This is a genomic window from Rhizobium sp. LC145, assembly GCF_001005825.1.
Classification (GTDB): Bacteria; Pseudomonadota; Alphaproteobacteria; order Rhizobiales; family Rhizobiaceae; genus Neorhizobium.
This window is the reverse complement of record NZ_LBHV01000007.1, coordinates 341,772-365,621: the sequence shown is the minus strand read 5'-3', so window position 1 is coordinate 365,621 and position 23,850 is coordinate 341,772. Positions and strand designations below refer to the sequence as shown.

At 62.7% G+C, this 23,850-nt stretch carries 20 protein-coding genes and 1 riboswitch; of the genes, 10 read left to right on the top strand and 10 right to left on the bottom strand.

What is annotated here, in order from left to right; all coding sequences use genetic code 11:
* Positions 1-72 precede the first annotated feature (72 nt).
* Together YH62_RS19985 and purD are read right to left on the bottom strand one after the other, a co-directional pair.
* Positions 73-567, bottom strand: coding sequence for a plant virulence effector HPE1-like domain-containing protein (locus YH62_RS19985; protein ID WP_046795993.1), 495 nt, complete (start codon positions 565-567; stop codon positions 73-75).
* Between the two features lie 92 nt (positions 568-659).
* A complete protein-coding gene (gene purD / locus YH62_RS19980) occupies positions 660-1,931 on the bottom strand; it encodes a phosphoribosylamine--glycine ligase (protein WP_046795992.1) in 1,272 nt (423 codons plus the stop codon).
* A 198-nt stretch (positions 1,932-2,129) separates the two neighbouring features.
* Here purD and YH62_RS19975 point away from each other — a divergent pair, with 198 nt between their 5' ends.
* The 3 genes from YH62_RS19975 to ubiA all read left to right on the top strand — a co-directional run bounded on the left by YH62_RS19975 (position 2,130) and on the right by ubiA (position 6,863).
* Positions 2,130-4,439 (top strand): Tex family protein, encoded by a 2,310-nt coding sequence (locus YH62_RS19975; protein ID WP_046795991.1) that lies wholly within the window; start codon positions 2,130-2,132, stop codon positions 4,437-4,439.
* A gap of 160 nt (positions 4,440-4,599) precedes the next feature.
* A complete protein-coding gene (locus YH62_RS19970; RefSeq protein ID WP_046795990.1) occupies positions 4,600-5,856 on the top strand; it encodes a cyclopropane-fatty-acyl-phospholipid synthase family protein in 1,257 nt (418 codons plus the stop codon).
* A gap of 53 nt (positions 5,857-5,909) precedes the next feature.
* On the top strand, positions 5,910-6,863 hold the full coding sequence (gene ubiA, locus YH62_RS19965) for a 4-hydroxybenzoate octaprenyltransferase (protein WP_046795989.1): 954 nt from the start codon (positions 5,910-5,912) through the stop codon (positions 6,861-6,863).
* Positions 6,864-6,942: 79 nt separating this feature from the next.
* Here ubiA and YH62_RS19960 read toward each other — a convergent pair whose 3' ends face one another.
* The gene (locus YH62_RS19960; protein ID WP_046795988.1) at positions 6,943-7,509 is read right to left on the bottom strand and encodes a DUF6101 family protein; all 567 of its coding nucleotides are present in this window, start codon (positions 7,507-7,509) and stop codon (positions 6,943-6,945) included.
* 282 nt (positions 7,510-7,791) lie between these two features.
* Here YH62_RS19960 and YH62_RS19955 point away from each other — a divergent pair, with 282 nt between their 5' ends.
* The gene (locus YH62_RS19955; protein WP_046795987.1) at positions 7,792-10,383 is read left to right on the top strand and encodes a DUF1217 domain-containing protein; all 2,592 of its coding nucleotides are present in this window, start codon (positions 7,792-7,794) and stop codon (positions 10,381-10,383) included.
* A 9-nt stretch (positions 10,384-10,392) separates the two neighbouring features.
* Here YH62_RS19955 and YH62_RS19950 read toward each other — a convergent pair whose 3' ends face one another.
* The 4 genes from YH62_RS19950 to YH62_RS19935 are packed head-to-tail and all read right to left on the bottom strand — an operon-like array spanning position 10,393 to position 13,853.
* A complete protein-coding gene (locus YH62_RS19950) occupies positions 10,393-10,773 on the bottom strand; it encodes a transcriptional regulator (protein ID WP_046795986.1) in 381 nt (126 codons plus the stop codon).
* Entirely contained in the window at positions 10,773-12,215 is a 1,443-nt protein-coding gene (locus YH62_RS19945) for an FAD-binding oxidoreductase (RefSeq protein WP_046795985.1), read from the bottom strand. Before YH62_RS19945 ends, YH62_RS19950 begins: the two co-directional genes overlap by 1 nt.
* Before the next feature lie 15 nt (positions 12,216-12,230).
* Positions 12,231-13,208, bottom strand: coding sequence for an L-threonylcarbamoyladenylate synthase (locus tag YH62_RS19940; protein ID WP_046795984.1), 978 nt, complete (start codon positions 13,206-13,208; stop codon positions 12,231-12,233).
* A 33-nt stretch (positions 13,209-13,241) separates the two neighbouring features.
* The gene (locus YH62_RS19935; protein ID WP_046795983.1) at positions 13,242-13,853 is read right to left on the bottom strand and encodes a DUF6656 family protein; all 612 of its coding nucleotides are present in this window, start codon (positions 13,851-13,853) and stop codon (positions 13,242-13,244) included.
* A gap of 151 nt (positions 13,854-14,004) precedes the next feature.
* Positions 14,005-14,235: riboswitch (cobalamin riboswitch) on the top strand.
* 97 nt (positions 14,236-14,332) lie between these two features.
* Between YH62_RS19935 and YH62_RS19930 the strand changes: the two genes are divergently transcribed.
* The 4 genes from YH62_RS19930 to YH62_RS19915 all read left to right on the top strand — a co-directional run bounded on the left by YH62_RS19930 (position 14,333) and on the right by YH62_RS19915 (position 17,977).
* The gene (locus tag YH62_RS19930) at positions 14,333-15,574 is read left to right on the top strand and encodes an aromatic ring-hydroxylating dioxygenase subunit alpha (protein WP_046795982.1); all 1,242 of its coding nucleotides are present in this window, start codon (positions 14,333-14,335) and stop codon (positions 15,572-15,574) included.
* 1 nt (position 15,575) lies between these two features.
* On the top strand, positions 15,576-16,667 hold the full coding sequence (locus YH62_RS19925; protein WP_170986308.1) for a hybrid-cluster NAD(P)-dependent oxidoreductase: 1,092 nt from the start codon (positions 15,576-15,578) through the stop codon (positions 16,665-16,667).
* 86 nt (positions 16,668-16,753) lie between these two features.
* Positions 16,754-17,209 (top strand): BA14K family protein, encoded by a 456-nt coding sequence (locus YH62_RS19920; RefSeq protein ID WP_046795981.1) that lies wholly within the window; start codon positions 16,754-16,756, stop codon positions 17,207-17,209.
* A 237-nt stretch (positions 17,210-17,446) separates the two neighbouring features.
* The gene (locus YH62_RS19915; RefSeq protein ID WP_046795980.1) at positions 17,447-17,977 is read left to right on the top strand and encodes a BA14K family protein; all 531 of its coding nucleotides are present in this window, start codon (positions 17,447-17,449) and stop codon (positions 17,975-17,977) included.
* A gap of 64 nt (positions 17,978-18,041) precedes the next feature.
* On the opposite strand, the gene YH62_RS19910 is transcribed toward YH62_RS19915, so the two are convergent.
* A complete protein-coding gene (locus YH62_RS19910; protein ID WP_046795979.1) occupies positions 18,042-19,037 on the bottom strand; it encodes a transporter in 996 nt (331 codons plus the stop codon).
* 204 nt (positions 19,038-19,241) lie between these two features.
* On the opposite strand from YH62_RS19910, the gene YH62_RS19905 reads away from it, so the two are divergent.
* Positions 19,242-21,035, top strand: coding sequence for an acyl-CoA dehydrogenase (locus YH62_RS19905; RefSeq protein WP_046795978.1), 1,794 nt, complete (start codon positions 19,242-19,244; stop codon positions 21,033-21,035).
* A gap of 11 nt (positions 21,036-21,046) precedes the next feature.
* Positions 21,047-21,805 carry a crotonase/enoyl-CoA hydratase family protein gene (locus YH62_RS19900; RefSeq protein ID WP_082118430.1) on the top strand — a complete coding sequence of 253 codons (759 nt, stop codon included), beginning with the start codon at positions 21,047-21,049 and terminating at the stop codon, positions 21,803-21,805.
* A 3-nt stretch (positions 21,806-21,808) separates the two neighbouring features.
* Here the strand turns inward: YH62_RS19900 and YH62_RS19895 are convergent, their stop codons facing one another.
* Together YH62_RS19895 and YH62_RS19890 are read right to left on the bottom strand one after the other, a co-directional pair.
* A complete protein-coding gene (locus YH62_RS19895; protein ID WP_046795977.1) occupies positions 21,809-23,053 on the bottom strand; it encodes a class I SAM-dependent RNA methyltransferase in 1,245 nt (414 codons plus the stop codon).
* The gene (locus YH62_RS19890) at positions 23,050-23,802 is read right to left on the bottom strand and encodes a TlyA family RNA methyltransferase (RefSeq protein ID WP_046796085.1); all 753 of its coding nucleotides are present in this window, start codon (positions 23,800-23,802) and stop codon (positions 23,050-23,052) included. The genes YH62_RS19895 and YH62_RS19890 overlap by 4 nt, the downstream gene beginning before the upstream one ends.
* Positions 23,803-23,850: the final 48 nt, after the last annotated feature.

Below are 23,850 nucleotides of genomic sequence, written 5' to 3'. Positions count from 1 at the left end.
GCGAGAAAGACCCATAAAATTTTATGGGCCTGCGCCGGTCGCTGGTTAGATGCGCTCTTTGAGTGTTCTGCCTCAGTCGAGGCGGGGGCGAAGCTGGAAGCCGGCAAGCTCGAGCTCAGCGGGTTCGGTGGTCTCGTGCGCATCGACGGCGCTCGTCATCGTCGCAAGGTCTATCCCGTCCGAAGGCGGGTCCGCGGCGGCGATCGCCGCTTCGGTCGAGAGCCCGTCGAGCAGATCCACCTTCGCAACGGCATGGGGCCCATCCGCCATCCATGCCGGCATCTTGCGCACATGCACGACAGGCGAGCCGCCGAGCCAGGCTTCGGTGCGGGCGATCTTCCGTTCGCCGTTGATCTCGATGACGGCGGTCTTTTGCGTTCCGGGTTCGAGCTGCGGCACACGGTAATCGGTGCTTTCCTGCTTGGCAGGCGGAGGCGGGCAGTCGGGGCAGGCCTTCATCACGATGCTGCCATTGCCGCTTGGAGTGTCGGCGAGCGGCGTGATCGATGACGCGAAGGCCGCGTCGGTCGCAAACACCAGGGCGATGGACAGGATCAGACGGCGCATGACGCAACTCCCCTTTTGCTCGAGAGATAGCGTCGCTTCGTTTCGATCCCGTCAGGAGAAACGGTAAATTTTGAATGAATCCCGCGTGTGGATTATTGCTGTTCGCGCGCAACCGCTCGCCAGCCGATATCGCGGCGGCAGAAGCCGTTCTCCCAGCCGACATGCTCCACCAGCATATAGGCGTGCGCCTGGGCCTCGGCCACGCTCTTGCCGGTGGCGGTCACGTTGAGCACGCGCCCGCCGGTCGCGACGAGCGCGCCGTCTTTCAGTGCCGTTCCCGCGTGGAAGATCTTCTCGCCTTCGCGGGTCTGCGGAAGCTCCTTGATCGGAGTTCCCTTGTCGTAGGAGCCGGGATAGCCCTTGGAAGCCATCACCACGGTCAGCGCGACATCGTCGCTCCATTCCGCCGAAACCTTGTCCAGCGTGCCGGTCGCGGCCGCATAAAGCAGCGGCAGGAGGTCGCTCTTCAGCCGCATCATCAGCACCTGGCATTCCGGATCGCCGAAACGGACATTGTATTCGATGAGCTCCGGCCCCTTGGCCGTGATCATCAGCCCGGCGAAGAAGACGCCGGTGAAGGGATAGCCGCTTTCCGCCATGCCGCGGATCGTGGGCTCGATGATTTCGCTCATGGTGCGGGAGACCATCTCGGGCGTCATCACCGGGGCAGGGGAATAGGCGCCCATGCCGCCGGTATTGGGTCCGGTGTCGCCATCGCCGACGCGCTTGTGATCCTGCGCGGTGGCGAGCGCCAGCGCCGTCTCGCCGTCGGAGAGGCAGAAGAAGCTCGCCTCCTCGCCGTCGAGATAAGCTTCCACCACCACTTCCGCGCCGGCCGCGCCGAAGGCGCCTTCGAAGCAATCGTCGATTGCGGCAAGCGCCTCGTCGACCGTCATGGCGACGGTGACGCCCTTGCCGGCGGCAAGCCCGTCCGCCTTCACGACGATCGGAGCACCCTGTTCCTCGATATAGGCGCGGGCGGCGGTGGCATCGGTGAAGCGGCGATAGGCGCCGGTCGGAATATCGTAGCGGGCGCAGAGGTCCTTGGTGAAGCCCTTCGAACCTTCGAGCTGCGCGGCGGCGGCGGAAGGCCCGAAGACGGCAATGCCCTTCGCCCTCAGGCTGTCGGCCAGGCCATCCACCAGCGGCGCTTCCGGCCCGATGACGACGAATTCGATCCCCTTGTCGGCGCAGAAGGCGGCGACGGCGGCGTGATCCTCGACATTCAGGGAGACGAGTTCGGCATGTTCGGCAATGCCGGGATTGCCCGGCGCGCAGTAGAACTGCGTCAGTAGCGGCGACTGGGCAAGCTTCCAGGCGAGCGCATGCTCGCGTCCACCCGAACCGATCAGCAGAACCTTCATGTTTCGCCCCTTCCTGTTCCTGACCGGCGGTTAAGGGGAGGGGCGGTAAAGGTCAAGTGAAATGCGCGCGATGTCGCTCCTCACTCTAATCCCTGCGGAAAGAGGGGCAGGCAAAAATGTGGAGCTTATGAGCGGCCACATTGCCTTGCCTTAAACTTTGACTATGGTCTCGCCTCCGATTTGAAAGTGAGAGACCATATGGCCGCCGACACCCGCTTCCTTGCCGCCGCGATCGCCGTGGAGATCAACGCCCGACCGGAGCAGGCCGCTGCCGCGATCGGATTGATCGATGAGGGTGCGACTGTCCCCTTCATCGCCCGCTACCGCAAGGAAGTGACCGGCGGCCTCGACGATACGCAACTGCGCACGCTCTCGGAGCGGCTCGTCTATCTGCGCGAGCTCGAGGCCCGCCGCGCCACGATCGTCGAGTCCATCACCTCGCAGGGCAAGATGACCGACGATCTTGCCGCCAAGATCGGCAAGGCGGCCACCAAGGCGGAGCTGGAAGATCTCTACCTGCCCTATAAGCCGAAGCGCCGCACCCGCGCCGAGATCGCCCGCGAACGGGGCCTAGGCCCGCTGGCGGAGGCGATCTGGGCGGATCGCTCCGCCGATCCTGCAAAGCTCGCGGAAGCCTATATCAGCGACGAAGTGCCGGACGTGAAGACGGCGCTGGAAGGTGCGCGCGATATTGTCGCCGAAACGATCTCGGAAAATGCCGACCTGCTCGGACGCCTGCGCCAGCATATGCGCGAGCGGGCCGTGCTGAGGGCGAAGGTGGTCGATGGCAAGCAGGAGCAGGGCGCCAAGTTCGCCGATTATTTCGATCATTCCGAACGCTGGGCGAACGTTCCGAGCCATCGTGCGCTCGCCATGCTGCGTGGCTGGAACGAGGAAGTCCTGACCGTGGCGATCGAGGTGGATCAGGACGATCCTTCGCCGGTGAAGCCCGCACAGCGCATCATCGCCGCTGCTTTCCAGATTACAGACAAGGGGGCTGCCGACCGCTGGCTGATGGAGGCCGCCGGCTGGACCTGGCGCGTCAAGCTCTCCACCTCGCTGTCGCTCGATCTGATGCGTGAAATGCGCGAAAAGGCGGAGGAAGAGGCGATCCATGTCTTCGCCCGCAACCTCAAGGATCTGCTGCTCGCCGCGCCCGCCGGCTCGCGCGCCACCATGGGTCTCGATCCGGGCATCCGCACCGGCGTCAAGGTCGCGGTGGTGGACGGCACGGGCAAGCTGGTGGAGACCACGACGGTCTATCCCTTCCCGCCGAAGAACGATATCCGCGGCACCCAGGCGGAACTTGCCGCGCTCGTCCGCAAGCACAATGTGGAGCTGATCGCGATCGGCAATGGCACCGGCAGCCGCGAGACGGAAAAGCTGGTCGCCGACATGCTGGCGGCTCTGCCGGCTCCCACTTCGGGAACCAAGCCCACCAAGGTGATCGTCTCGGAAGCGGGCGCCTCGGTCTATTCTGCCTCCGAAACCGCTGCCGCCGAGTTTCCCAATCTCGACGTATCACTGCGCGGCGCCGTCTCCATCGCCCGCCGCCTGCAGGACCCGCTTGCCGAACTGGTGAAGATCGAGCCGAAATCGATCGGCGTCGGCCAGTACCAGCACGATGTCGATCAGGGAAAACTCTCCCGTTCGCTCGATGCGGTGGTGGAAGATGCCGTGAACGCGGTCGGCGTCGATCTCAACACGGCGTCCGCGCCGCTGCTCGCGCGCGTTTCCGGCCTCAGCCGCTCGATCGCCGATGCGATCGTCATCCATCGCGACACCAATGGCCCATTCGAAAGCCGCAAGGAACTGTTGAAGGTCGCCCGGCTCGGCAACCGCACCTTCGAGCAGGCGGCGGGCTTCCTGCGCATCCCCAACGGCAAGGAGCCGCTCGATGCGTCGGCCGTCCATCCGGAAGCCTATGGAGTGGCCAAGAAGATCGTCGCCGCCTGCGGCCGCGATCTGCGCTCGCTGATGGGCGATAGCGCCACGCTGAAAGGCCTCGATCCGCGAAAGTTCATCGACGAAACTTTCGGCCTGCCGACGGTGAAGGACATCATTGCGGAGCTTGAAAAGCCTGGCCGCGACCCGCGTCCGAGCTTCAAGACGGCGACATTTGCGGAAGGCGTGGACGAGATCACCGACCTCAAGCCCGGCATGATGCTCGAAGGCACGGTGACGAATGTCGCCGCCTTCGGTGCCTTCGTGGATATCGGCGTGCATCAGGATGGACTGGTTCACGTATCCCAGCTTGCCGACCGCTTCGTGAAGGACCCGCATGAGGTCGTGAAGGCGGGTGACGTCGTGAAAGTGCGGGTTGTCGAGGTGGACGTGAAGCGCAAGCGAATCGGTCTCACCATGCGCAAGGATGGCGGCGAGCCTGATCCGGCCCCGCGCGGCGATCGAAACAGCCGGCCCGCCAACCCGAAATTCGCGAATACCGAGAAGCCGGCGGCCCAGGGCGCGTTCGGCGCCGCACTCGCAGAAGCCTTGAAACGCCGATAAAAATTCGCCTTACCCCTTGGAAAATCCAACCGTCAATCCATGTTTGACGGTTGGATTTTCTGTGTCATTTTGATGGCAAAAATCCGCTTGTAAGTTCCCTGGAAAGTATTATTTCTTTCCAAATTGATAAGGCAGCCTTAGTATCTCTGGAGGTGAGACCATGGCCTCGTCCCTTCGCAAACTCCTCGACAGGATTATCAAAACTGGCACCCTGACCGTGAAAGGCCCAGGGGGAGAGCAGCGATTTGGAGGAGGAGGGGGAAGGACCGTCGGTCTTCGCTTCACCGATGACGAGGCCGAGCGGGAGCTTGCGGCCGACCCTCAGTTGAAGCTCGGCGAGCTTTATATGGAAGGCCGGATGATCGTCGAAGAAGGCGACATCTACGAGCTCATGGCGCTCGTCAAGGACAACACGCTGAGCGAGGGCCTGTCCTTCGGCATGATGTGGCGGGGGCTTGCCCGCATCGCGGTTTCCCAATTCCGCAATCGCGTGCCGATCAATCACAATCAGCGCAACGTCGCTCATCATTACGATCTCAGTGAAAAGCTCTTCTCGCTGTTCCTCGACGAGGACTGGCAATATTCCTGCGCCTATTTCAATCCGCCGGGCATTTCGCTCGACGAGGCGCAGCTCGCCAAGAAGCGCCATATCGTGGCGAAACTTCAGGCCGAGCCCGGCCAGCGGGCGCTTGAGATCGGCTCCGGCTGGGGCGGCATGGCCATGTATCTCGCCGAGTCCTCGGGCGTCGATGTCACCGGCATTACGCTCAGCAAGGAGCAGCTCAAGATCTCGCGCGAGCGAGCGGCCAAGCGCGGGCTTGCCAACAGCGTCCGTTTCGAACTGCAGGATTATTATTACCTGCCGCCGCAGAAGCAGTACGATCGCATCGTTTCCGTCGGCATGTTCGAGCATGTCGGCCGGCTGAACTATCGAAAGTTCTTCAACAAGGTGGATGATGTGCTCGCCGATGACGGCGTCATGGTGCTGCATTCGATCGGCCAGCCCCACCCGGCGCTCATCACCAATCCGTGGATCGAGAAGTACATCTTCCCCGGCGGCTATATTCCTGCGATCAGCGAGGTGATGCCGGCGATCGAGAAGGCGGGTCTCCTGGTATCGGATATCGAGATCCTGCCGATGCACTATGCCCATACGCTGCGCCACTGGCGCCAGCGCTTCATGGCGAACAGGGAGAAGGCGGCCGCCCTTTACGACGAGCGTTTCGTGCGCATGTGGGAGTTTTATCTGGCCGGCTCGGAAATGGCATTCACGCACGAGAAGTTCTTTATTTTCCAGATGCAGATCGTCAAGCAGCGGATGGCGGTGCCGGATAACCGGAACTACATCTACGAACGCGAGGCCGAATTGAAGGCCTTCGAAGAGCAGCGCCTGCCGCTGGACAAGATCGCGGTCTGAGAGGCAATCGCTTTTCCTTGACCGGTTCGCGGGGCGGGGAGTAGAACCCGCCAATGACCAACGCCGACGATCTCAACGGGCGCGTTTTCGACGCGCCCTCGGACAACTGGGTCTACCGGGTGCTGCCGCGCCCGGCATGGCCCTATGCGCAACTCGCCCGCTGGGATCGGCCGATCGGCTGGCAGCTTCTGCTCTGGCCATGCTTCTGGTCTTCGGCGCTCGCCGCCAATGCAGCGGCGGCCGAGGGTAGCTTCTCGCTACCGCTCTTCCTCTTCCATCTCGTCCTCTTCTTCATCGGCGCGGTCGCTATGCGCGGCGCGGGGTGCACCTATAACGATCTGGTCGATCATGACATCGATATGGAAGTGGCGCGCACCCGTTCGCGGCCGCTGCCTTCGGGCCGGGTGACCCGTTTCGAGGCAAAGGTCTTTCTGGCCGCCCAGGCATTGGTCGGTCTGCTTGTGCTGGTTCAGTTCAACGGCTTTGCGATTTTCCTCGGCATCCTGTCGCTTGCCGTGGTTGCGATCTATCCCTTCGCTAAGCGGTTTACGGATTGGCCGCAATTCTTCCTCGGGCTTGCCTTTTCCTGGGGTGCGCTGATGGGCTGGGCCGGCATGTTCGGCAGCCTTTCCATGGCGGCGATCTGGCTCTACATGGCCGCGATCGCCTGGACGATCGGCTACGACACGATCTACGCGCATCAGGACAAGGAAGACGACGCGCTGATCGGCGTGCGCTCGACTGCGCGGCTTTTCGGAGAAAGAACAAAGCCCTGGCTGATCGGGCTATACGGCGCGGCACTCGTCTTCCTGCTGCTCGCCTTCCTCGCGGCCGGCGTCGGCCTGCTTGCCTATCTCGGCTTGCTGGTCGCGGCTCTCATGTTCGCTTGGCAAATCCTGGTTCTCGATATCGACAATCCGGACCAGTGCCTCAAGCTGTTCAGGTTCAATTTCTGGGTCGGCACGGTTCTTTTCGTCGGCTTGCTTCTGGCCCTTCTCGTGGCTTAGATAATTTCAGAAGAAGTGTGAAAACGCAAAAAGCCCGGCAATGAGCCGGGCTTTTTCGTAAATCGCGGTCGGCGGTGGATCAGCGGCGCGCGATGATCTCCTTGCCTTCGATCTTCATGGCGACGCCGAGGCTGCCTGTCGAGCGGCGCACTAGGAAGCGCGGCCGGCGGGCGGCGAAATAGGAATGGCGGCGGCGGGGCTTTATGTCCTGGGTGCGCACCTGGCCGATATGGTTTTCCAGCGGCCGTGCGACGCCATCGGCTTCCACCATCAGCATGGGAATGCGGAAGGCTTCCGACCAGTTGCGCCAATCGGCGGCGATATCGCAGAGATCGTGGGCGACGAGCAGCGGAATGCAGAGATCCGGATCGTCATGGTGCAGTTCGAGCGTTACCGTCACTTCGCCGTCGCCATGGTCGATGGCACGGGCGGCCACGCCCTTGAAGGCGCGCGCCGGCAGGGCGAAGGAAAGCGGCAGGCCGCTTGAGGGAAGGGTCTTGCGCAGCACGGCGCCACGCTCGTCGATAGTGATTGCAACATCTCCTGATGTCTCGCGCAGGGCATAGGTGACCTGCTGCGGAAAGCGAGACGGATCGAGCCTCAATGTCGACCCTGCCCATGAGGGCTTCAGAACGGAATTGGTCATTGTGTATGCTACCCTTGTTTTACCTGAGAGCCGTTTTCCGGTCTTCTCCACGGGACTTTTGTCCTCTGAGGGCCAAGATAGGGTGCCCATCTTCGAGACTGCTTAAAAATCGCGGTTAAGGAAGGTTTGCCGCCTCCGATGGTTAGCGAAACGCCCAAGCTTTTGGGTTTCCAGAGGGTGAACGCCCTCCGAACCGTTTCATCGCGGGATTGGTTCAAAAGCTACGGACAAGGCTGATGGCCGATACTCGCCGGGCATCATTCCGACCTGAAGGGCACGTCCATGGTAACGACCTATCTCAGCTATGATCTCGTTACGCGCAACCTGCCGCAGAGCCTCTCGCGCGTCGCAAAGCAGACGGACGTTGCCCGTGACTCTCAGTACTACAAGGACAATATCGGCAAGATCAAAACGGTGGACGAGTTCGTCAACGATTACCGGCTGTTCTCCTATGCCATGACGGCCTACGGACTGGAGGACATGATCTACGCCAAGGCCTTCATGAAGAAGGTCCTCGAAAGCGATTTGAGCGACGCGAACAGCTATGCCAACCGCCTGGCCGACGAGCGTTACCGGGACTTTGCCGCAGCTTTCAATTTCGGGGGAGTCGGCGGAACGGCCGTCGCGCAGTCCTCCGCGCAGATGGACGATCTGATCGGCCTCTACGACCAGACCGTCAAGACGGTGGAGGACACGGTTTCCGAGGAAACCCGCTATTTCAAGGTGATGATGGGCGAGGCCGGAAACGTCAAGAATGTCGATCAGTTTCTGCAGAACGACCGGCTGCGCAATCTCATGTTCACGACCTACGGCATCGATGGGACCTACTACAATTATTCGGTCATCAAGGGCGTGCTGACCAGCGATCCCAACGATCCGAACAGCTATTACAACACGGTCTTCGGAACCAAGCTCGAGCAGTACCCGGCCCAGTACAATGCCGCAAAGCAGGAGGATACCGACCTTCAGAACCGGCAGACCATTATCGGAGAGATTCCGAAAGCGGAGGAATCGCTGGCTTTGGGCCAGGAGGCCAAGGCCGATGCGGAGGCGGAGATCGCCGAACTCGAAGCGCAGTTGAGCGATCCCGATTCCGGTGTCGATCCGGAGGAGACGCAGGCAAAGCTCGACGCCAAGAGGAAAGAGCTGGCGGATATCGAGGAGGCGCTGGTCTCCGTGCAGGAGGGGCTCGATGGGTACCGCGAAACCCTTGAAGAGCTGAACGCCAAGTTGGTGCCGGTCGAACAGACCGATGCGCGCCGCGCCGAACTCGCCACCCTCATGAACAGCCTCGGTCCGCAAATCACCTATGCGGAGAAGATGAAGAAGCTGGCGGAGGATTTCCAGTTCAACGCGGATGGCAGCGCACCGGCCGATGGCGCGCTGACAGAGGAAAAGCTGGAGTCGATCCTGGCCAGCTATTTCAGCAAGCAGTCGCGCGAGACCAATGCCGAGGCCATATTCAACCAGCAATATTTCGAGAAGAAGATCGCCACGGTCACCAATGTGAGCGAGATCGTCAACGATCCGATCCTCTACGATTACATCCGGGCGGCCTTCGATCTGAACGAAGTCTATATCGTGAAGTCCACGATCGAGCAGATCCTGATGAATTATAACGGCATCGTGGAGGAGTACGCCGAGACGCGTCCCCAATACAAAGAGCTCTACGAAGCCTTCAACTTTGCGGCTGATGGCACCGTGGCCGCCGGCCAGGCGCTGAAGCCCGAGGCGCTCAACTCCGTGCGCAGCAACTATTACAGCCGCTACGATGATAAGCAGGACGAGGCCCATGACAAGGCCTACAGTCTCTACAAGCAAGGCATGGCGGCCGTCAAAACGCTCGATGATTTCCTCGGCACAAAAGCGGTCTACACCTTTGCTTTGCAAGCCGTCGGCATCGACCCGGCCTCTATCTCGACCATCAAGTTGAAGAAGGTTCTGACCAGCGATCTTTCCGATCCGAAGAGCTATGTCTACCAGTTGAAGGACGAGCGTCTGCTGACGCTGGCAAGAACGTTCAACTTCAATGCCAAAGGACAAATCACCCCGCCGGCTCTGGCGCAGTCCACTGCCACCATCACGAATGTCGGCAAGGAATATATCCTGCGCGAGACGCGTTTCCTCAAGGGCGATGCGCTGGAAGCGGCCAAGAAGAAGGCGGAGGAGGAATCCAAATACTATACCTCCGCCATGCAGGCGCTCGACAATCGCGACCAGCTCCTCAAGGACCGGCGCCTGATGGATATCCTGCTGACCGCCAAGGGCATCGATCCCACGACGGTGACGGACGATTTCCTCAAGAAGGCCTTCACATCCGATCTCGATGACCCGGAAAGCTTCGTCAACACGCTGGAGGACAAGCGCTTCGCCCAGATGGTCGGCAGCTTCAATTTCGACAAGGACGGCAATGTCAGCCGGGCCGCCTCCGCTCAGGTGCAGAATGCCGGCGAAGTGCTGGCGACCGAGAGCGCCTATCTGCGCCAGGTTCTGGAAACTCAGCAGGGCGGGGAGAATGCCGGCGTGCGCCTCGCGCTCTACTTCCAGCGCATGGCCGACAGCATCACCGATCCTTACGTGATCATCGGCGACGACGCCCTCTTGGAATTCTTCCGTATTACCTTCAGCCTGCCAGCAGAAATCAGCAACATGGATGTCGATCGGCAGGCGAAGGTGGTGGAGAAATACCTCAATCTCGAAGATCTCTCCGATCCGGAAAAGCTCGACAAGCTCGTGAAGCGCTTCACCATGATGTACGATCTGGAGAACAACGTGGCCACTTCGCCGGCGCTCGGTATCCTAACCGGTGGCGGTGGCGCAGTCGGCATCAGCGCCGATACGCTTTGGGCGCTCTCTCAGGTCCGTTCGGGATAGGCGAGACGCTCAACCGTCCTCGGTCTTGTCGCGGGGCTCGTAGGCCGGGTCCGCCTTCGCTTCGAGCCAGGCGAGGTCCTTGCGCATCGCTTCTCGGGCGGCTTCTTCCATCTGCCGGTATCGGGCGAGCAGTTCCTGTCCGAAAGGAGTCAGCCCGGCGCCGCCGCCGGACTTCCCGCCGTGGCGGGTGGAGATCGACGGCTCGCGGAACATCCGGTTGATCTCGTCGCCGAGCAGCCATGCCCGGCGGTAGGACATGCCGATCGCCGCGCCGGCCGCGCGGATCGAACCATGCTCGGCGATCAGCTCCAGAAGCTGCGCCTTGCCGGGCCCGAGGCGCACCCCGTTTTCCAGATCGAGGCGGATCGTCAGTTTCGGTTCGCGGGCCATCACGCCTCGACCACCTTGCCGGGGTTCATGATGCCGGCGGGATCAAAGGCGCGCTTGATGCGCCGCATCAGCTCGATCTCGATCGCGGGGCGGATATGCGCCAGCTCGTCGCGTTTCAACTGGCCGATGCCGTGTTCGGCGGAAATGGAGCCGCCTTCGGCCAGCACGATGCCGTGCACGATCTCGTTCATCTCCCGCCAGCGGGCCAGGAAGGCGGGCTTGTCGGCCTCTATGTCCGGGCCGATGGGCTGGGAGATGTTGTAATGGATATTGCCGTCGCCGAGATGGCCGAAGGCGCAGATACGTGCGCCGGGCATCGCCGCCAGCACCGCCTTTTCGGCTTCCGCCATGAAGGCTGGAATGCGCGAGACCGGCACGGAGACGTCGTGCTTGATCGAACCTCCCTCCGGCTTCTGCGCGTCCGACATGCTTTCGCGCATGTGCCAGAGCGCCTTCTGCTGCGCCACGGAGGAGGCGATCACCGCGTCACGTACGAGGCCGGCCTCGAAGCCTTGCCCAAGCAGGGATTGCACCATCGTCTCGGCGGTTTCGGCGGAATCCGAGGTGGAGATATCGATCAGCGCGTACCAGGGATGCGGTTGGGAAAACGGATCGCGCACGCCCGGAATGTGGCGGGTGGTGAATTCGATGCCGATCCGCGGCATGAGCTCGAAGCCGGTCAGCGCCGTGCCGCAGAGATTGGAGGCGCGCTCGAAGAGAAGCAGCGCATCCTCCGGCGAATTGACGCCCGCCAGCGCCACTTGATGGCCGACCGGCTGCGGAAAGAGTTTCAGCACCGCACCGGTGATGATGCCGAGCGTGCCCTCCGCGCCGATGAAGAGGTCGCGCAGGTCGTAGCCGGTATTGTCCTTTTTGAGGCGGCGCAGCCCGTCCCAGATTTCGCCGGTCGGCAGCACCACTTCGAGCCCAAGGCAGAGCTGGCGCATATTGCCATAGGCAAGCACCGCCGTGCCACCGGCATTGGTGGAAAGATTGCCGCCGATGCGGCAGGAGCCTTCCGAGCCGAGCGACAGGGGGAACAATCGGCCCACGGATTCGGCTGCCCTTTGGACGTCGGCGAGGATTGCGCCGCCATCGGCCACCAGCACATTGGCGATCGGATCGACGTCGCGGATGCGGTTCATGCGTTCGAGCGAGATGATGAGATCGCCGCCGGTGCTGCGCGGCGTCTGCCCGCCGACGAGGCCGGTATTGCCCGTCTGCGGCACGATGGGCGTGCCCGTCTCGCTGGCAAGCTTCAGGATGGCGGAAACCTCTTCCGTCGATCCGGGCTTCAAGAGCATGGGGGAGGTGCCGTGATAGAGGCCACGGTTCTCGACGAGATGCGGTGCGAGGTCCTGTGGATCGCGCAGCACGTGATTGGCGCCGACGATCGCCGCGAAGTGTTCCAGCACTTCTGGCGCAGGTCCCGGAACGTCCATCGGCTACTCCTCCCGTTATTCTCTCGGCGCGGCCGCGCGCGCCAGCCGGTCGTTGATCGCTTCGCCCAAGCCCTCGTTGGGGATTGGGCCGATGGCGATGCGCTTAGCTCCGCTGGCATCCGCCCGTTTTAGATAGTCGAACAGGTTTGCGGCGGCTTGCGCAAGATCGCCGGAAGGGCTCAAGTCGAAAACTGCCGTGGCAGGTTCGATCCCTGTTATCGGAGTGTCGCCGAAGCGGATGAGGGCCTCGCCGGGCTCCACATGGCTGGCGTTCAGCCGCACGGCGGCCGTCGGTGCATAGTGTGAGGCGAGCATGCCCGGCGCCTCGATGATCGCGACAGGCCCTTCGGCGCGGATGAGCGGAAGTCCGGTGATCCTCTCGATCTCCTCGCCTGCCACCCCACCGGGGCGCAACATCCGCACCGCGCCGTCCTCCACGCGCAGGATGGTGGATTCGACGCCGACTGGTGCTGCACCCCCATCGAGGATCAGTTGCAGCTTTTCCCCGAGATCTTCAGCCACATGGGCCGCACTCGTCGGGCTCACCTTGCCGGACGTATTGGCGCTGGGTGCGGCAAGCGGCCGATCGAGGACGCGGATGAGCTCGCCGGCAAAGCCTCGCGGAATGCGGATGCCGACGGTATCGAGCCCGGCGGTTGCGAGTGCATGAATGCCGCTCCCGGCCCTCAGCGGCAGGATGAGGGTGAGCGGCCCCGGCCAGAAGGCTTCCGCAAGCTTTCGGGAAATGGGATCGAACTCCGCATAGCGCTCCGCCATGGCGAAATCGGCCACATGGCAGATCAGCGGATTGAAGCGCGGTCGGCCCTTGGTCTCGTAGATGCGGGTGATCGCGGCGGGATTGGTGGCGTCTGCGGCAAGCCCGTAGACGGTTTCGGTCGGAAGCGCGATGGGAAAGCCTTCCGAAAGCACGGTCGAGGCCCGCGCCAGCGCGCGTTCCCTGTTCTGCCGGATATCGATGATCTCTGCGGTCATGTCCGCTCGTCAATAGCGCGGCGGAGGCCGTGTTTAAAGCCTTTTGATGATGGCGCGAACCGCCTCGTCCGGCGCCCCGAGCAAAAGCACGTTCTTCAGCGCCTCCTTGGGGTCGCGTGTTTGGAACAGGAGCCCGTTCCCGCGGATCGAGCGGTCGAGCCGCGTCGGCTTGCCCGCTTCGCCCTCGATCGCGACGGCAAAGAACATGCGGGAATAATCCGGGTTGATGCGCTCGAAGAACCGATCGTTCTCGCCGATCTCGGAAAAGAAGTTGGCGATGTAGAACGACCAGCTCACCTGCGCATGGCGCGAGAGGAGGGTGCTCGCGGCCGTCACATGGCAATAGCCGAGATGCGGATTGTCCTCGAGCGTGCGGTGGAAGATCAGCTTGGGGAAACGGATGGAGCGGTGAAAGCCGTTGATCCGCTCATGGCTCTTCTCGCCGGCTACCGTGAGTTTCTTGCCGGTGCGGTCGGCCACTTCCTGATAGGTGAGATAGCGCCGCTCCTCGGGAACCCAGATGGGGTGCGCGCGCGAAATGCGCCCGGTGCGCAGGAATTCGGAGTGATAGGTCGCCTTCGCTGGCGCGACATAGGGCCTATACTCCCTGCTGTCGTAATAGCGAAGCTTTCCCCTGGCCTGCACGTCCCGCCCTCCGTTTTCGCGCGGAATTTAGAGGCCGACGATTAACGTCTCGTTTCTCTGGAACGACGGAGGCTGGCGGCATTTGTCGCCGGTCGTCAATACGGCTGCGGATGTCGCATTGTCGCCTATGCGACAAGGAGGACCGGTGATTATATGCCCTCAAGCTCAAGGTGCCGCTCTTGCTAGGGAAGAGCGGAAAATTGGGAAGCCGGCGAGGGTTTTACCACCCTGATCCGGCGCTGCCCCCGCAACGGTGGTGGAGTGTCGAGGCATGGCAAATGCCACTGGGAAAGAAGCCGCAAAGGCCGCCTGGGAAGGTGTCATGCCGGTCCTTCGGGACAGCTCCTGAGCCCGGAAACCAGCCTTGAACGATAAGTCATGACCGATCGCGGTGGGCGTTCGGAGGACGGGTAGAGGCAGGCGCTCGCCTGTCGGCTTTCCCATGTCCTTCCGCAACCCGATTTACGAGGAAACGGAAGATGGATATCCACAATCAGGTCCTGCGGCAGCTCAAGAACCGCCGTGAGGGATTCAGCCTGGAACAGCCTTTTTATATCGATCAGGAATATTACAAGCTCGATCTGGAAATGATCTGGTATCGCGATTGGTTGTTCATCGGCCATGATTGCGAGGTGCCGAAGGCTGGCAACTATTTCACCGTGCAGATCGGCGATTATTCCGTCATCATCGTCCGTGGCCGCGATGGTCAGGTCCGCGCTTTTCACAATTCCTGCCGCCACCGCGGCAGCCGCGTCTGCACCACCGAGCGGGGCTCGTCCGCGCGCCTGGTTTGTCCCTATCACCAGTGGACCTACGAGCTGGATGGTTCCCTGCTTTTTGCCCGTCACATGGGCGAGAATTTCGACAAGGCGAACTTCGGACTGAAGAAGGTGCATTGCCAAAGCGTCGCCGGCTATATCTTCATCTGCCTTGCCAACGAGGCGCCGGATTTCTCAACTGTGCGGGCCGCGATCGAACCCTACATGGCGCCGCACCGGCTCTCGGAAGCCAAGGTCGCCCACCAGTCGACCATCATCGAGAAGGGCAACTGGAAGCTCGTCTGGGAAAACAACCGCGAATGCTACCACTGCGCGGCGAACCATCCGGAGCTTTGCCGCACCTATCCCGAAGCGCCGAGCGCGACCGGGGTTCAGGGCGCCAAGGACGATCCGGTGATCGCCGAACATTGGGCGCGTTGCGAAGCGGCGGGCCTTCCGAGCGAGTTCCGCATGTCGCCGGATGGCCAGTTCCGCGTGGCCCGGATGCCGTTGATCGAGGACGCCGAAAGCTATACGATGAGCGGCAGGCGCGCCGTGCGGCGTCCATTGTCCGATGACGTCACGATCTCGCATATCGGCACCATGCTGCTCTTCCACTATCCCACCACCTGGAACCACATGCTTGGCGATCACACGATTTCCTTCCGCGTGACCCCGATCGGCCCGCAGGAGACGGCCGTCACGACCAAGTGGCTCGTCCACAAGGATGCGGTCGAAGGCGTCGACTACGACCTCGAGGAACTGACGCATGTCTGGAACATGACCAACGACCAGGACCGCCAGATCGTCGAGGAGAACGCATTCGGCATCCGCTCGCCCGCCTATGAACCCGGCCCTTATTCGCCGGAAGACGAAGGAGGCGTCATGCAGTTCGTGGAGTGGTATTCGAATTTCATGATCGAGCGCCTGCAGGGCGAGCAGAAACTGTCGGCGGTGGCGTAAGATGAACATGGCGCTCACCGCTTCGACTTCCTATCCGCATCTGGACGAGATGAAGCCCTGGAACGACCGGCAGCATCTCCTCGAATGCCTCTCCGTCACGCCGGAAGCGCCCGACGTGATGACCTTCACCTTCCGCGCCGACCGCATGAACTGGTTCCGCTATGTACCGGGCCAGTTCGTGACCCTGGAACTGCCGGTCGGCCCGGAACCGGTCATGCGGACCTATACGCTTTCCTCCAGCCCCTCGCGGCCCTATGCGCTGGCGGTGACGGTGAAGGCGCAAAAGGAGAGCATCGGCACCCGCTGGATGTTCGAGAACCTGAAGCCCGGCATGCGCATCCGGGCCTTCGGTCCGCTCGGGGATTTTTCCTATGTCCGGCATCCGGGCGAGAAATACCTCTTCATTTCGGCGGGCTCCGGCATCACGCCGATGATGTCGATGACCCGCGACATGAGTGACCGGGCGCCGCAGAGCGATATCGTTTTCCTGAATTGCTCGCGCTCGCCCTCCGACATCATCTTCCGGCACGAGCTGGAATATATGGCCCGCTTCATGCCGAAACTGTCGCTCGGCTTCATCGTCGAGCAATGCGGCCGCACCGATCTCTGGTCGGGCCTGAAGGGCATGGTGGACAAGGCGAAGATCGCGCTGCTCGCACCCGATTTCCTGGACCGGACGGTCTTCTGCTGTGGCCCGGAACCGTTCATGGCGGCGGTGCGCTCGCTGCTCGAAGCCTCGGGTTTCGACATGCGGCGTTACCATCAGGAGAGTTTCCAGCCGGCCCAGCCCTCGGTCGAGGAATTGCCCGCGACCACCGCCGATGGCGAGGCTCTGGCGACCATCGCCTTCTCCTCCTCCGGCAAGCAGATTTCCGCCCAGCCCGGCCAGACGGTGCTGATGACGGCGCGCGCGAACGGGGTACGCATCCCGGCGGCCTGCGAATCCGGTCTCTGCGGCACCTGCCGGGTCATGCTGCTTTCGGGCGAGGTGGAGATGAACCACAATGGCGGCATTCTCGATGAGGATATCGAGGAGGGCTACATCCTCGCCTGCTGCTCGCGCCCCAAGGGTGATATCGAGGTGGAAGCCTGAAGAATCCCCTGAATTTCCAGTGGCTTGGAACAAAATCGCGGTGACTGCGTTGTGGCTCGTCCAACTCCTGCAGGGGAAGCACCGACATGAATGCTCTTCGTTTACGCTTGGCCGCCGCTGCCGCCGCCCTGGTCATGACGATCACCGGCATCGGCCCGGCCCAGGCCTTCACCATGCCCGCCATGCCCCAGCCGGCGGCATCCGGTATCATAACCGACGTGCAGTATCGCGACCGCGATCGTTGGGAGCGTCGCCGCGACTACCGCCGTGGTTATCGCGAGGGCTATTACAACGGCCATCGCGGCTACCGTGATCGCCGTCCGGGCTATCGTTTCCACAATGGCTATTGGTTCCCGCTCGCGGCTTTCGCGGCCGGCGCGATCATCGGCGGCGCCACGCAGGCGCGGCCGGTCGTTCCGCGCGGCGACTATAGCAACAGCCACTATGCCTGGTGCGAGAACCGCTACCGGACCTATCGCGCATCGGACAACACTTACGTGTCGAGCCCCGGCGTGCGCCGCATTTGCAACTCGCCGTATTGACGAATCCGAAAGATCTACGGAACCATCCCGCCCGGAGAAATCCGAGCGGGATTTTTCATATTTCGCCTTCGTTTCAGCCCAAAGAAGCCATTCCCTATCGTTAATCGCCGGTTCAGGATCATCTTCCTAGGATCGCGACGGATTTACGGGTTGCCTGCCCTCGAGGATGACTATTCGCCCGAAGGCAAGCGCCGCTCCGACTGGAACTGTTCCGGTCAACTAGAAATGGAGATAGAAATGCTCACGCTGTTCAAGAAACTCGCGGTTTCCGGTCTTTCCGCCGCCGTGCTTGCCGGCTCCCTCGTGCCGGCTCAGGCCATGCCGCTGCCGGCGCTCGATAAGCCGGCTGCCGCCTCCGAGGTGACGCAGGTGCAGTATCGCGACTGGGACGGCCGGCGTGACTGGCGCGACCGTGGCGATTGGCGCGATCGCCGCGACTGGCGGGAATCCCGCCGCGATTACCGCCGCGGCTATCGCGAGGGCTATTACAACGGCCATCGCGGCTACCGTGATCGCCGCGCCGGCTATCGCTACCATGAAGGTTATTGGTTCCCGCTCGCGGCCTTTGCCGCCGGGGCGGTGATCGGCGGCGCCGTTGCCGCACCGCGCTATGTCGAGCCGGCTCCGGCTCCGGCTCCGGTCGCAGGTAACCTCAACCCGCGTCACTACGACTGGTGCGCTACCCGCTATCGGTCCTATGACAGCTACAGCAACACCTTCCAGCCCTATAACGGGCCGCGCCAGCAGTGCCTTTCGCCCTACTACTGATCGGCCAGTCTGAATAAGAGCTTGATGAACCCGTCCGGTGAAAGCCGGGCGGGTTTTCTCGTTTCTAGAGGATTCCCGCTCGCCGCAGCACCCACCATGCCGCCGCCACAGAAAACAGGATGAAACCGACGGCAAAGGCTGTTCCTCCTATGCCTTCGGCGAAGGGAAGCGACGAGGTGTTCATGCCGAAAAAGCCCGTCACCAGGGATGGCGGCAGCAGGAAGGCGGTCATCAGCGACAGGATGTAAAGGTGGCGGTTCGTCTCCGAGGAAAGCTTCGAATCGATCTCCTCGTGCAGCAGTCTTGCCCGCTCCTGCAGCGCATAGACGTCGTGATCCACGGCTTCCAGCCTGTTCATCAGCCGGGAGGCGACATCGTCGAAACCTTCCGGCATCTCGTCGTCTTCGGAGGCCGCCGCGCGCCTGAGCAGGGTCAGCACCGTACGCAAGTGACGATGCAGTCTTACGACGGTCCGCCGAACCGGCGCGAGCTTTCGCCGCTCGTCGCGGGGCGCGTTGTCGTAGACGAAATCCTCGATGAGGTTCAGCTCCTCCGTCAGCTCCATCACCAGCGTAATCAGCGTGCGTTGGAATTCCGCGACGATGGTTTCGAAGACGTCGATCGGGCGTTTGAAACGCGAGGCGTTCTTCTCGACCGCTCCGCGTACGCGGTCGATCGAGCGCAGCGGCTGCAGCCGGGTGGTGATGATGATCCTGTTAGAAACGAAAAAGTGCAGCCAGCCGATATCCCTGGTCTCGCTGTCGAACTCCCGCTGGAAATCTACCAGCGTGCCATGGACGAGCTGTTCGTCGAGCGTGATGGTCGCGTGCGTGTCATGGGTGGTGAGCGCCGCGACGGCCGCAGGCGTAAGGCCTTCGAGCCCCTCCAGAAACGAGGTGACGCGGCTGTCCGCGAGGTTGAGATGCAGCCAGAGGAACCCTTCGCCGATGTCGAGATCGCTACGGTTGGCCTCGGCCGGAAGGCGGGTACAGGAGGAAGAGCCAGGATGGAAATGATAGGCCCAGACGAGACCGGGAATGGCAGGCGGAACAAGAAGCATGAGGCGTGGACTCGCGAAATGATCCGCTAGATTATCGGAGTTATGTGACGCCAATTTCACGCAGGAGGGTTCAGGGCGTAATCGGACGAGGCGGCAGCTCATTGACAACCGTATTTACGTTTACGTAAAAGAAAGTAATCGCGATGGTGGAGTCGGCTTGAGGGGGGCTGCCGCCTGCCGAGAGGGCCACGAGGAGGAAGAACCATGTACAAGGCACCTGTGGAGGAGATCGCCTTCACGCTCAATCACGTCGCGGGACTGGCTGACGCCATCGAGATCGGCCGCTTCGGAGACCTGAGCTCCGATCTCGTAGAGGCGATCCTGGAAGAGGCGGGCCGCTTCGCGAGCGACGAGATGGCGCCGCTCGGTGAGGCGGGCGACAGGCAGGGCGCGAAGCTGACCGATGGCGAGGTCAGGACGCCCGACGGCTGGGCGGACCTTTATCGTCATTGGCGTGAAGGCGGCTGGAACGGCCTGACGGGCCCGGAAGCCTTCGGCGGCCAGAACCTTCCGCACATGCTGAACGTCGCGACGCTGGAGATGTGGAACTCCGCCTCCATGGCCTTTGCGCTGGCGCCGACGCTCACCATGGGCGCGATCGAGGCGCTCGACAAGCACGGCAGCGAAGCCCTCAAGGAAACTTACCTCGCGAAGCTGGTATCCGGCGAATGGACCGGCACCATGAACCTCACCGAGCCGCATGCGGGCTCGGATCTCGGCGTGCTGAAGACCCGCGCCGAACGCAATGACGACGGCTCCTACCGCATCTTCGGCCAGAAGATATTCATCACCTGGGGCGAACACGACGCGGCGGAGAACATCATCCATCTCGTTCTCGCCCGGCTTCCGGATGCGCCGGCCGGCACGCGCGGCATTTCGCTCTTCCTGGTGCCGAAATTCCTGGTGAACGAGGACGGCTCGCTTGGACCCCGCAACGACGTCTTCTGCCATTCGATCGAACACAAGCTCGGCATCCATGGCGCGCCGACCTGCACCATGATTTATGGCGACGGAAAATATGGTGAGGAAAAAGGAGCGATCGGCTGGATCGTCGGCGAGGAGAACAAGGGCCTCGCCTGCATGTTCACCATGATGAACAATGCCCGCCTCGCGGTCGGCATGCAGGGTGTCGCGATTGCCGAAGCCGCCACCCAGAAGGCGATCGCCTATGCCAGGGAGCGGACGCAGGGCAAGGCGCCCGGCTGGTCCGATTCGGGCCAGGCAGGAGGGATGAGCCCCATCATCGAGCATCCGGATGTCGCCCGTATGCTCATCACCATGAAGGCGTTGACGCAGGGCGCTCGCGCCATTTGCTATGCCTGCGCCCATGCCATCGACACGGCGCACCACACCGAAGGCGACGAGGCCCGCCATTGGTCCGAGCGCGCCGCGCTTTTGACCCCCATCGCCAAATCCTTCGCCACCGATATCGGCGTGGATGTCGCCTCGCTCGGCATCCAGGTGCATGGCGGCATGGGCTTCATCGAGGAGACGGGTGCTGCCCGCTACCTCCGCGATGCGCGCATCGCGCCGATCTACGAAGGCACCAACGGCATCCAGGCGATCGATCTCGTCACCCGCAAGCTGCCGCTTTCGGACGGAAATCATGTGAGCGGCTTCATCGCGGAACTGAAGGATATCGCAGACAAGGTCGCGGCCTCCAACAATGTAGAGTTCGGCGAGACCGCGGATCGCCTGAAGGCGGCGATCGTCGCACTCGAAAATGCCACGACCTGGCTGCTCGAGGGGCAGGCGGAAGGCCGCCTATCCGAGGCGCTTGCGGGCGCCACGCCCTATCAGCGGCTGTTCGGGCTGGTGCTGACCGGCGCCTATCTCGCCAAGGGCGGGCTCGTCGAGGCGGATGATGGCGGCCCGGCAAGGCGGGTGGCGCTTTGCCGCTTCGCCGCCGAAAACCTGCTGGCCGAAAGCTCGGCCCTGCGTGACCGCGTGATGTCGGGAGCGGCGAGCCTGGAAGCCGCCCGCTCGGTTCTGGCTTGAAGGGGAACGGCGTGAGCGACAGTCATATCCTTGTCGAGCGTCCGGAGAACCATCCGGGCGTCATGGTCATCCGCTTCAACCGGCCGGAAAAGAAGAACGCAATCACCTCCGCCATGTACGATCGCATGACGGCGGCGCTCGAAGAGGCGAATGCGGATGAGGCAATCCGCGCCGTCGCCTTCCTCGGCACGGAAGGCTGCTTTTCGGCCGGCAACGACATGGGCGATTTCCTCGCCTATGCCATGTCCGGCTCGAAGGAAGCGCCCGCCGCGGCCGTTTTCATCAAGGCGCTGGCGGTGGCCGAAAAGCCGCTCGTTTCCGGGGTCGATGGCCTGGCGATCGGCATCGGCACGACGCTGAACCTGCATTGTGACATGACGGTCGCATCCTACCGTAGCCTGTTCAGGACGCCCTTTGTCGATCTGGCGCTCGTGCCGGAAGCCGCCTCCAGCCTTCTCGCGCCGAAGGTGATCGGCCATCAGCGGGCCTTTGCCATGCTGGTCGCGGGCGAGGGGCTTTCGGCGGAAGCCGCCCTCCAGGCCGGCATGATCTGGAAGGTCGTGGAGCCGGAAGCGGTGGAGGTGGAAACGCTGGCGCTCGCCGCGAGCCTGGCGAAAAAGCCGCCGCAGGCCTTGAAGATCGCCCGCGATCTCGTCCGCGGCCCGCGCGATGCGGTGCTCGCCCGCATCGATGAGGAACTCGTCCACTTCGCAGCCCGGCTCAGGAGCGCCGAGGCAAGGGCGGCGTTCGAGGCGTTTCTGAAGCGGTAGCTCCTACTTCTCCAGCAGCGCCGCCGCTTCCACATGCGGCGACCAGAGGAACTGGTCGATCGGCGTGACGGAGCGGATTTTGTAACCGGCATCCACCAGGATCTTGAGGTCGCGGGCAAGGGTGATGGGATTGCAGCTCACCGCCGCGATCGTCTTGATGTTGGAGCGGGCTATTTCCTTCACCTGCGCTTCGGCGCCGGCGCGAGGCGGATCGAAGACCACGGCGTCATAGTTCTTCAGTTCCATGGGGATCATCGGCCGGCGGTAGAGGTCGCGCTTCTCCACGGTTACCGGCTTCAACCCTTGCGTATTGCGGGCGGCATGGTCGAGCGCCTTCAGCGGCTTTTCTTCGCCTTCTACCGCGTGCACCTTGGCGGTGCGGGCAAGTCTCAGCGCGAAGGTGCCGGAGCCGGCGAAAAGGTCGAGCACGCGCTTGGCTTTGCCGATATGGGAAAGCACGAGCTCGGCCATGGCTTCTTCCGCCTGTTTCGTAGCCTGCGTGAAGGCGCCCGCCGGCGGCGAGACCTTGACCCCGCCGAAATCGATCAGCGGCTTCTGCGGCTCGATCAGAATTTCGCCGTTCACCGAAGCCCGGGCGATGCCCTTGAGCCCGAGCACGGTTTCGGTCGCCGCCCGGCGCTGCTTGTCGGAAAGCGGCTTCAAGCCTTCGGCGGCGATATCGAGGCCGGAAAGCGTTTCGAGAACCGTGATGCGGAAGGTCTCCGATCCGGTCGCGAGCGACTGGCCGATGGCGCGGATTGCATCGAGCCTCGCCACGATACCCGGCGAGGCGATGGGACATTCCTCGATCGAGACGATATGATTGGTCTCGGCACGGTTGAAGCCGAGCAGGAAGTCCTTCTCCGTCCGCCGCGCCGAAAACACTGCGCGGCGCCGCTCGCCGGGGTTGGCGACGACGAGTTCGCGGACTTCCGGGGTCAGCCCTTTGGATTTCAGCGCGTCGATGACGAGCGCCCGCTTGAAGGCCCGGTAGGGAGCATCCGCCAGGTGCTGCAGCGAACAGCCGCCGCAGGCGTCGCGATCCGGGCTGAAATGGCGACAGAGCGGCTCGATGCGGTTCGGGGAGGCGATGGAAGTCGACATGACCGCGCCGTGATTGCCGTTTCGGGCGATCGCCACGGTCTCGCCGGGCAGCGCATAGGGCACGTAGATCGGCCCCTTCTCGCTCTCCGCGATGCCGTGTCCCTGCGCGCCGAGCCGCGTGATGGTTACCGTTTCCGTGCTCATGCCTTCTGTCCTGCCAACAGGAATTCCTGGTTGCCGTCGCCGCCGGAAATAGGGGAGGGAATGAGGCCGAAGCTCTTCCAGCCCATGTCTTTACTCAGCCAGCGTTCGAGTTCCGCCGCCACCTCGGAAGCGCTTTCCGGGTCTTTGAGAAGCCCACCCTTGCCGATCGCCTCGCGGCCGGCTTCGAATTGCGGCTTGACGAGCAGCGCGCATATGGCGCCTTGCGCGACAAGCTTCAATGCCGGCGGCAGCGCAAGCTTCAGCGAGATGAAGGAGACGTCCGATACGACGAAATCGATCGCCCGCCCGCCGAGATCGCCTTCCGAGAGATTGCGGGCGTTCAGCCCTTCGATATTCGTCACGCGCGGATCGCCGGCGATGCGCTCATGCATCTGGCCGTGGCCCACATCGATCGCCGTCACATGCGCCGCGCCGCGTTCGAGCAGTACCTCGGTAAAGCCGCCGGTCGAGGCGCCGACGTCCAGGCAATCGCGGCCTTTCGGATCCAGGCTGAAATGATCGAGCGCGGCGACGAGTTTCAGCGCGGCGCGCGAGACATAGTCCTTGGCCGGATCGTCGATCGCCAGAGGGACATCGGGCGGAAAAACCTGGCCCGCTTTCGTCACGATCTGTCCGTTGGCGCTCACCGTGCCGCGCGTGATCGCATCGCGCGCCCGGGAGCGACTTTCGAAGATACCGCGCGAGACGAGAAGCTGGTCGAGGCGCTGTGTTTGCGGGGTTTGAGACATGACCGCAGTCAATGACCGTCATCGACAACGCATGCAAGCGTTTCCTGT

What these genes read in the sequence shown, in the direction of transcription:
- YH62_RS19985 (WP_046795993.1), bottom strand. Translation starts at nt 567, where the DNA reads ATGCGCCGTCTGATCCTGTCCATCGCCCTGGTGTTTGCGACCGACGCG.
- purD (WP_046795992.1), bottom strand. Translation starts at nt 1,931, where the DNA reads ATGAAGGTTCTGCTGATCGGTTCGGGTGGACGCGAGCATGCGCTCGCC.
- YH62_RS19975 (WP_046795991.1), top strand. Translation starts at nt 2,130, where the DNA reads ATGGCCGCCGACACCCGCTTCCTTGCCGCCGCGATCGCCGTGGAGATC.
- YH62_RS19970 (WP_046795990.1), top strand. Translation starts at nt 4,600, where the DNA reads ATGGCCTCGTCCCTTCGCAAACTCCTCGACAGGATTATCAAAACTGGC.
- ubiA (WP_046795989.1), top strand. Translation starts at nt 5,910, where the DNA reads ATGACCAACGCCGACGATCTCAACGGGCGCGTTTTCGACGCGCCCTCG.
- YH62_RS19960 (WP_046795988.1), bottom strand. Translation starts at nt 7,509, where the DNA reads ATGACCAATTCCGTTCTGAAGCCCTCATGGGCAGGGTCGACATTGAGG.
- YH62_RS19955 (WP_046795987.1), top strand. Translation starts at nt 7,792, where the DNA reads ATGGTAACGACCTATCTCAGCTATGATCTCGTTACGCGCAACCTGCCG.
- YH62_RS19950 (WP_046795986.1), bottom strand. Translation starts at nt 10,773, where the DNA reads ATGGCCCGCGAACCGAAACTGACGATCCGCCTCGATCTGGAAAACGGG.
- YH62_RS19945 (WP_046795985.1), bottom strand. Translation starts at nt 12,215, where the DNA reads ATGGACGTTCCGGGACCTGCGCCAGAAGTGCTGGAACACTTCGCGGCG.
- YH62_RS19940 (WP_046795984.1), bottom strand. Translation starts at nt 13,208, where the DNA reads ATGACCGCAGAGATCATCGATATCCGGCAGAACAGGGAACGCGCGCTG.
- YH62_RS19930 (WP_046795982.1), top strand. Translation starts at nt 14,333, where the DNA reads ATGGATATCCACAATCAGGTCCTGCGGCAGCTCAAGAACCGCCGTGAG.
- YH62_RS19925 (WP_170986308.1), top strand. Translation starts at nt 15,576, where the DNA reads ATGAACATGGCGCTCACCGCTTCGACTTCCTATCCGCATCTGGACGAG.
- YH62_RS19920 (WP_046795981.1), top strand. Translation starts at nt 16,754, where the DNA reads ATGAATGCTCTTCGTTTACGCTTGGCCGCCGCTGCCGCCGCCCTGGTC.
- YH62_RS19915 (WP_046795980.1), top strand. Translation starts at nt 17,447, where the DNA reads ATGCTCACGCTGTTCAAGAAACTCGCGGTTTCCGGTCTTTCCGCCGCC.
- YH62_RS19910 (WP_046795979.1), bottom strand. Translation starts at nt 19,037, where the DNA reads ATGCTTCTTGTTCCGCCTGCCATTCCCGGTCTCGTCTGGGCCTATCAT.
- YH62_RS19905 (WP_046795978.1), top strand. Translation starts at nt 19,242, where the DNA reads ATGTACAAGGCACCTGTGGAGGAGATCGCCTTCACGCTCAATCACGTC.
- YH62_RS19895 (WP_046795977.1), bottom strand. Translation starts at nt 23,053, where the DNA reads ATGAGCACGGAAACGGTAACCATCACGCGGCTCGGCGCGCAGGGACAC.
- YH62_RS19890 (WP_046796085.1), bottom strand. Translation starts at nt 23,802, where the DNA reads ATGTCTCAAACCCCGCAAACACAGCGCCTCGACCAGCTTCTCGTCTCG.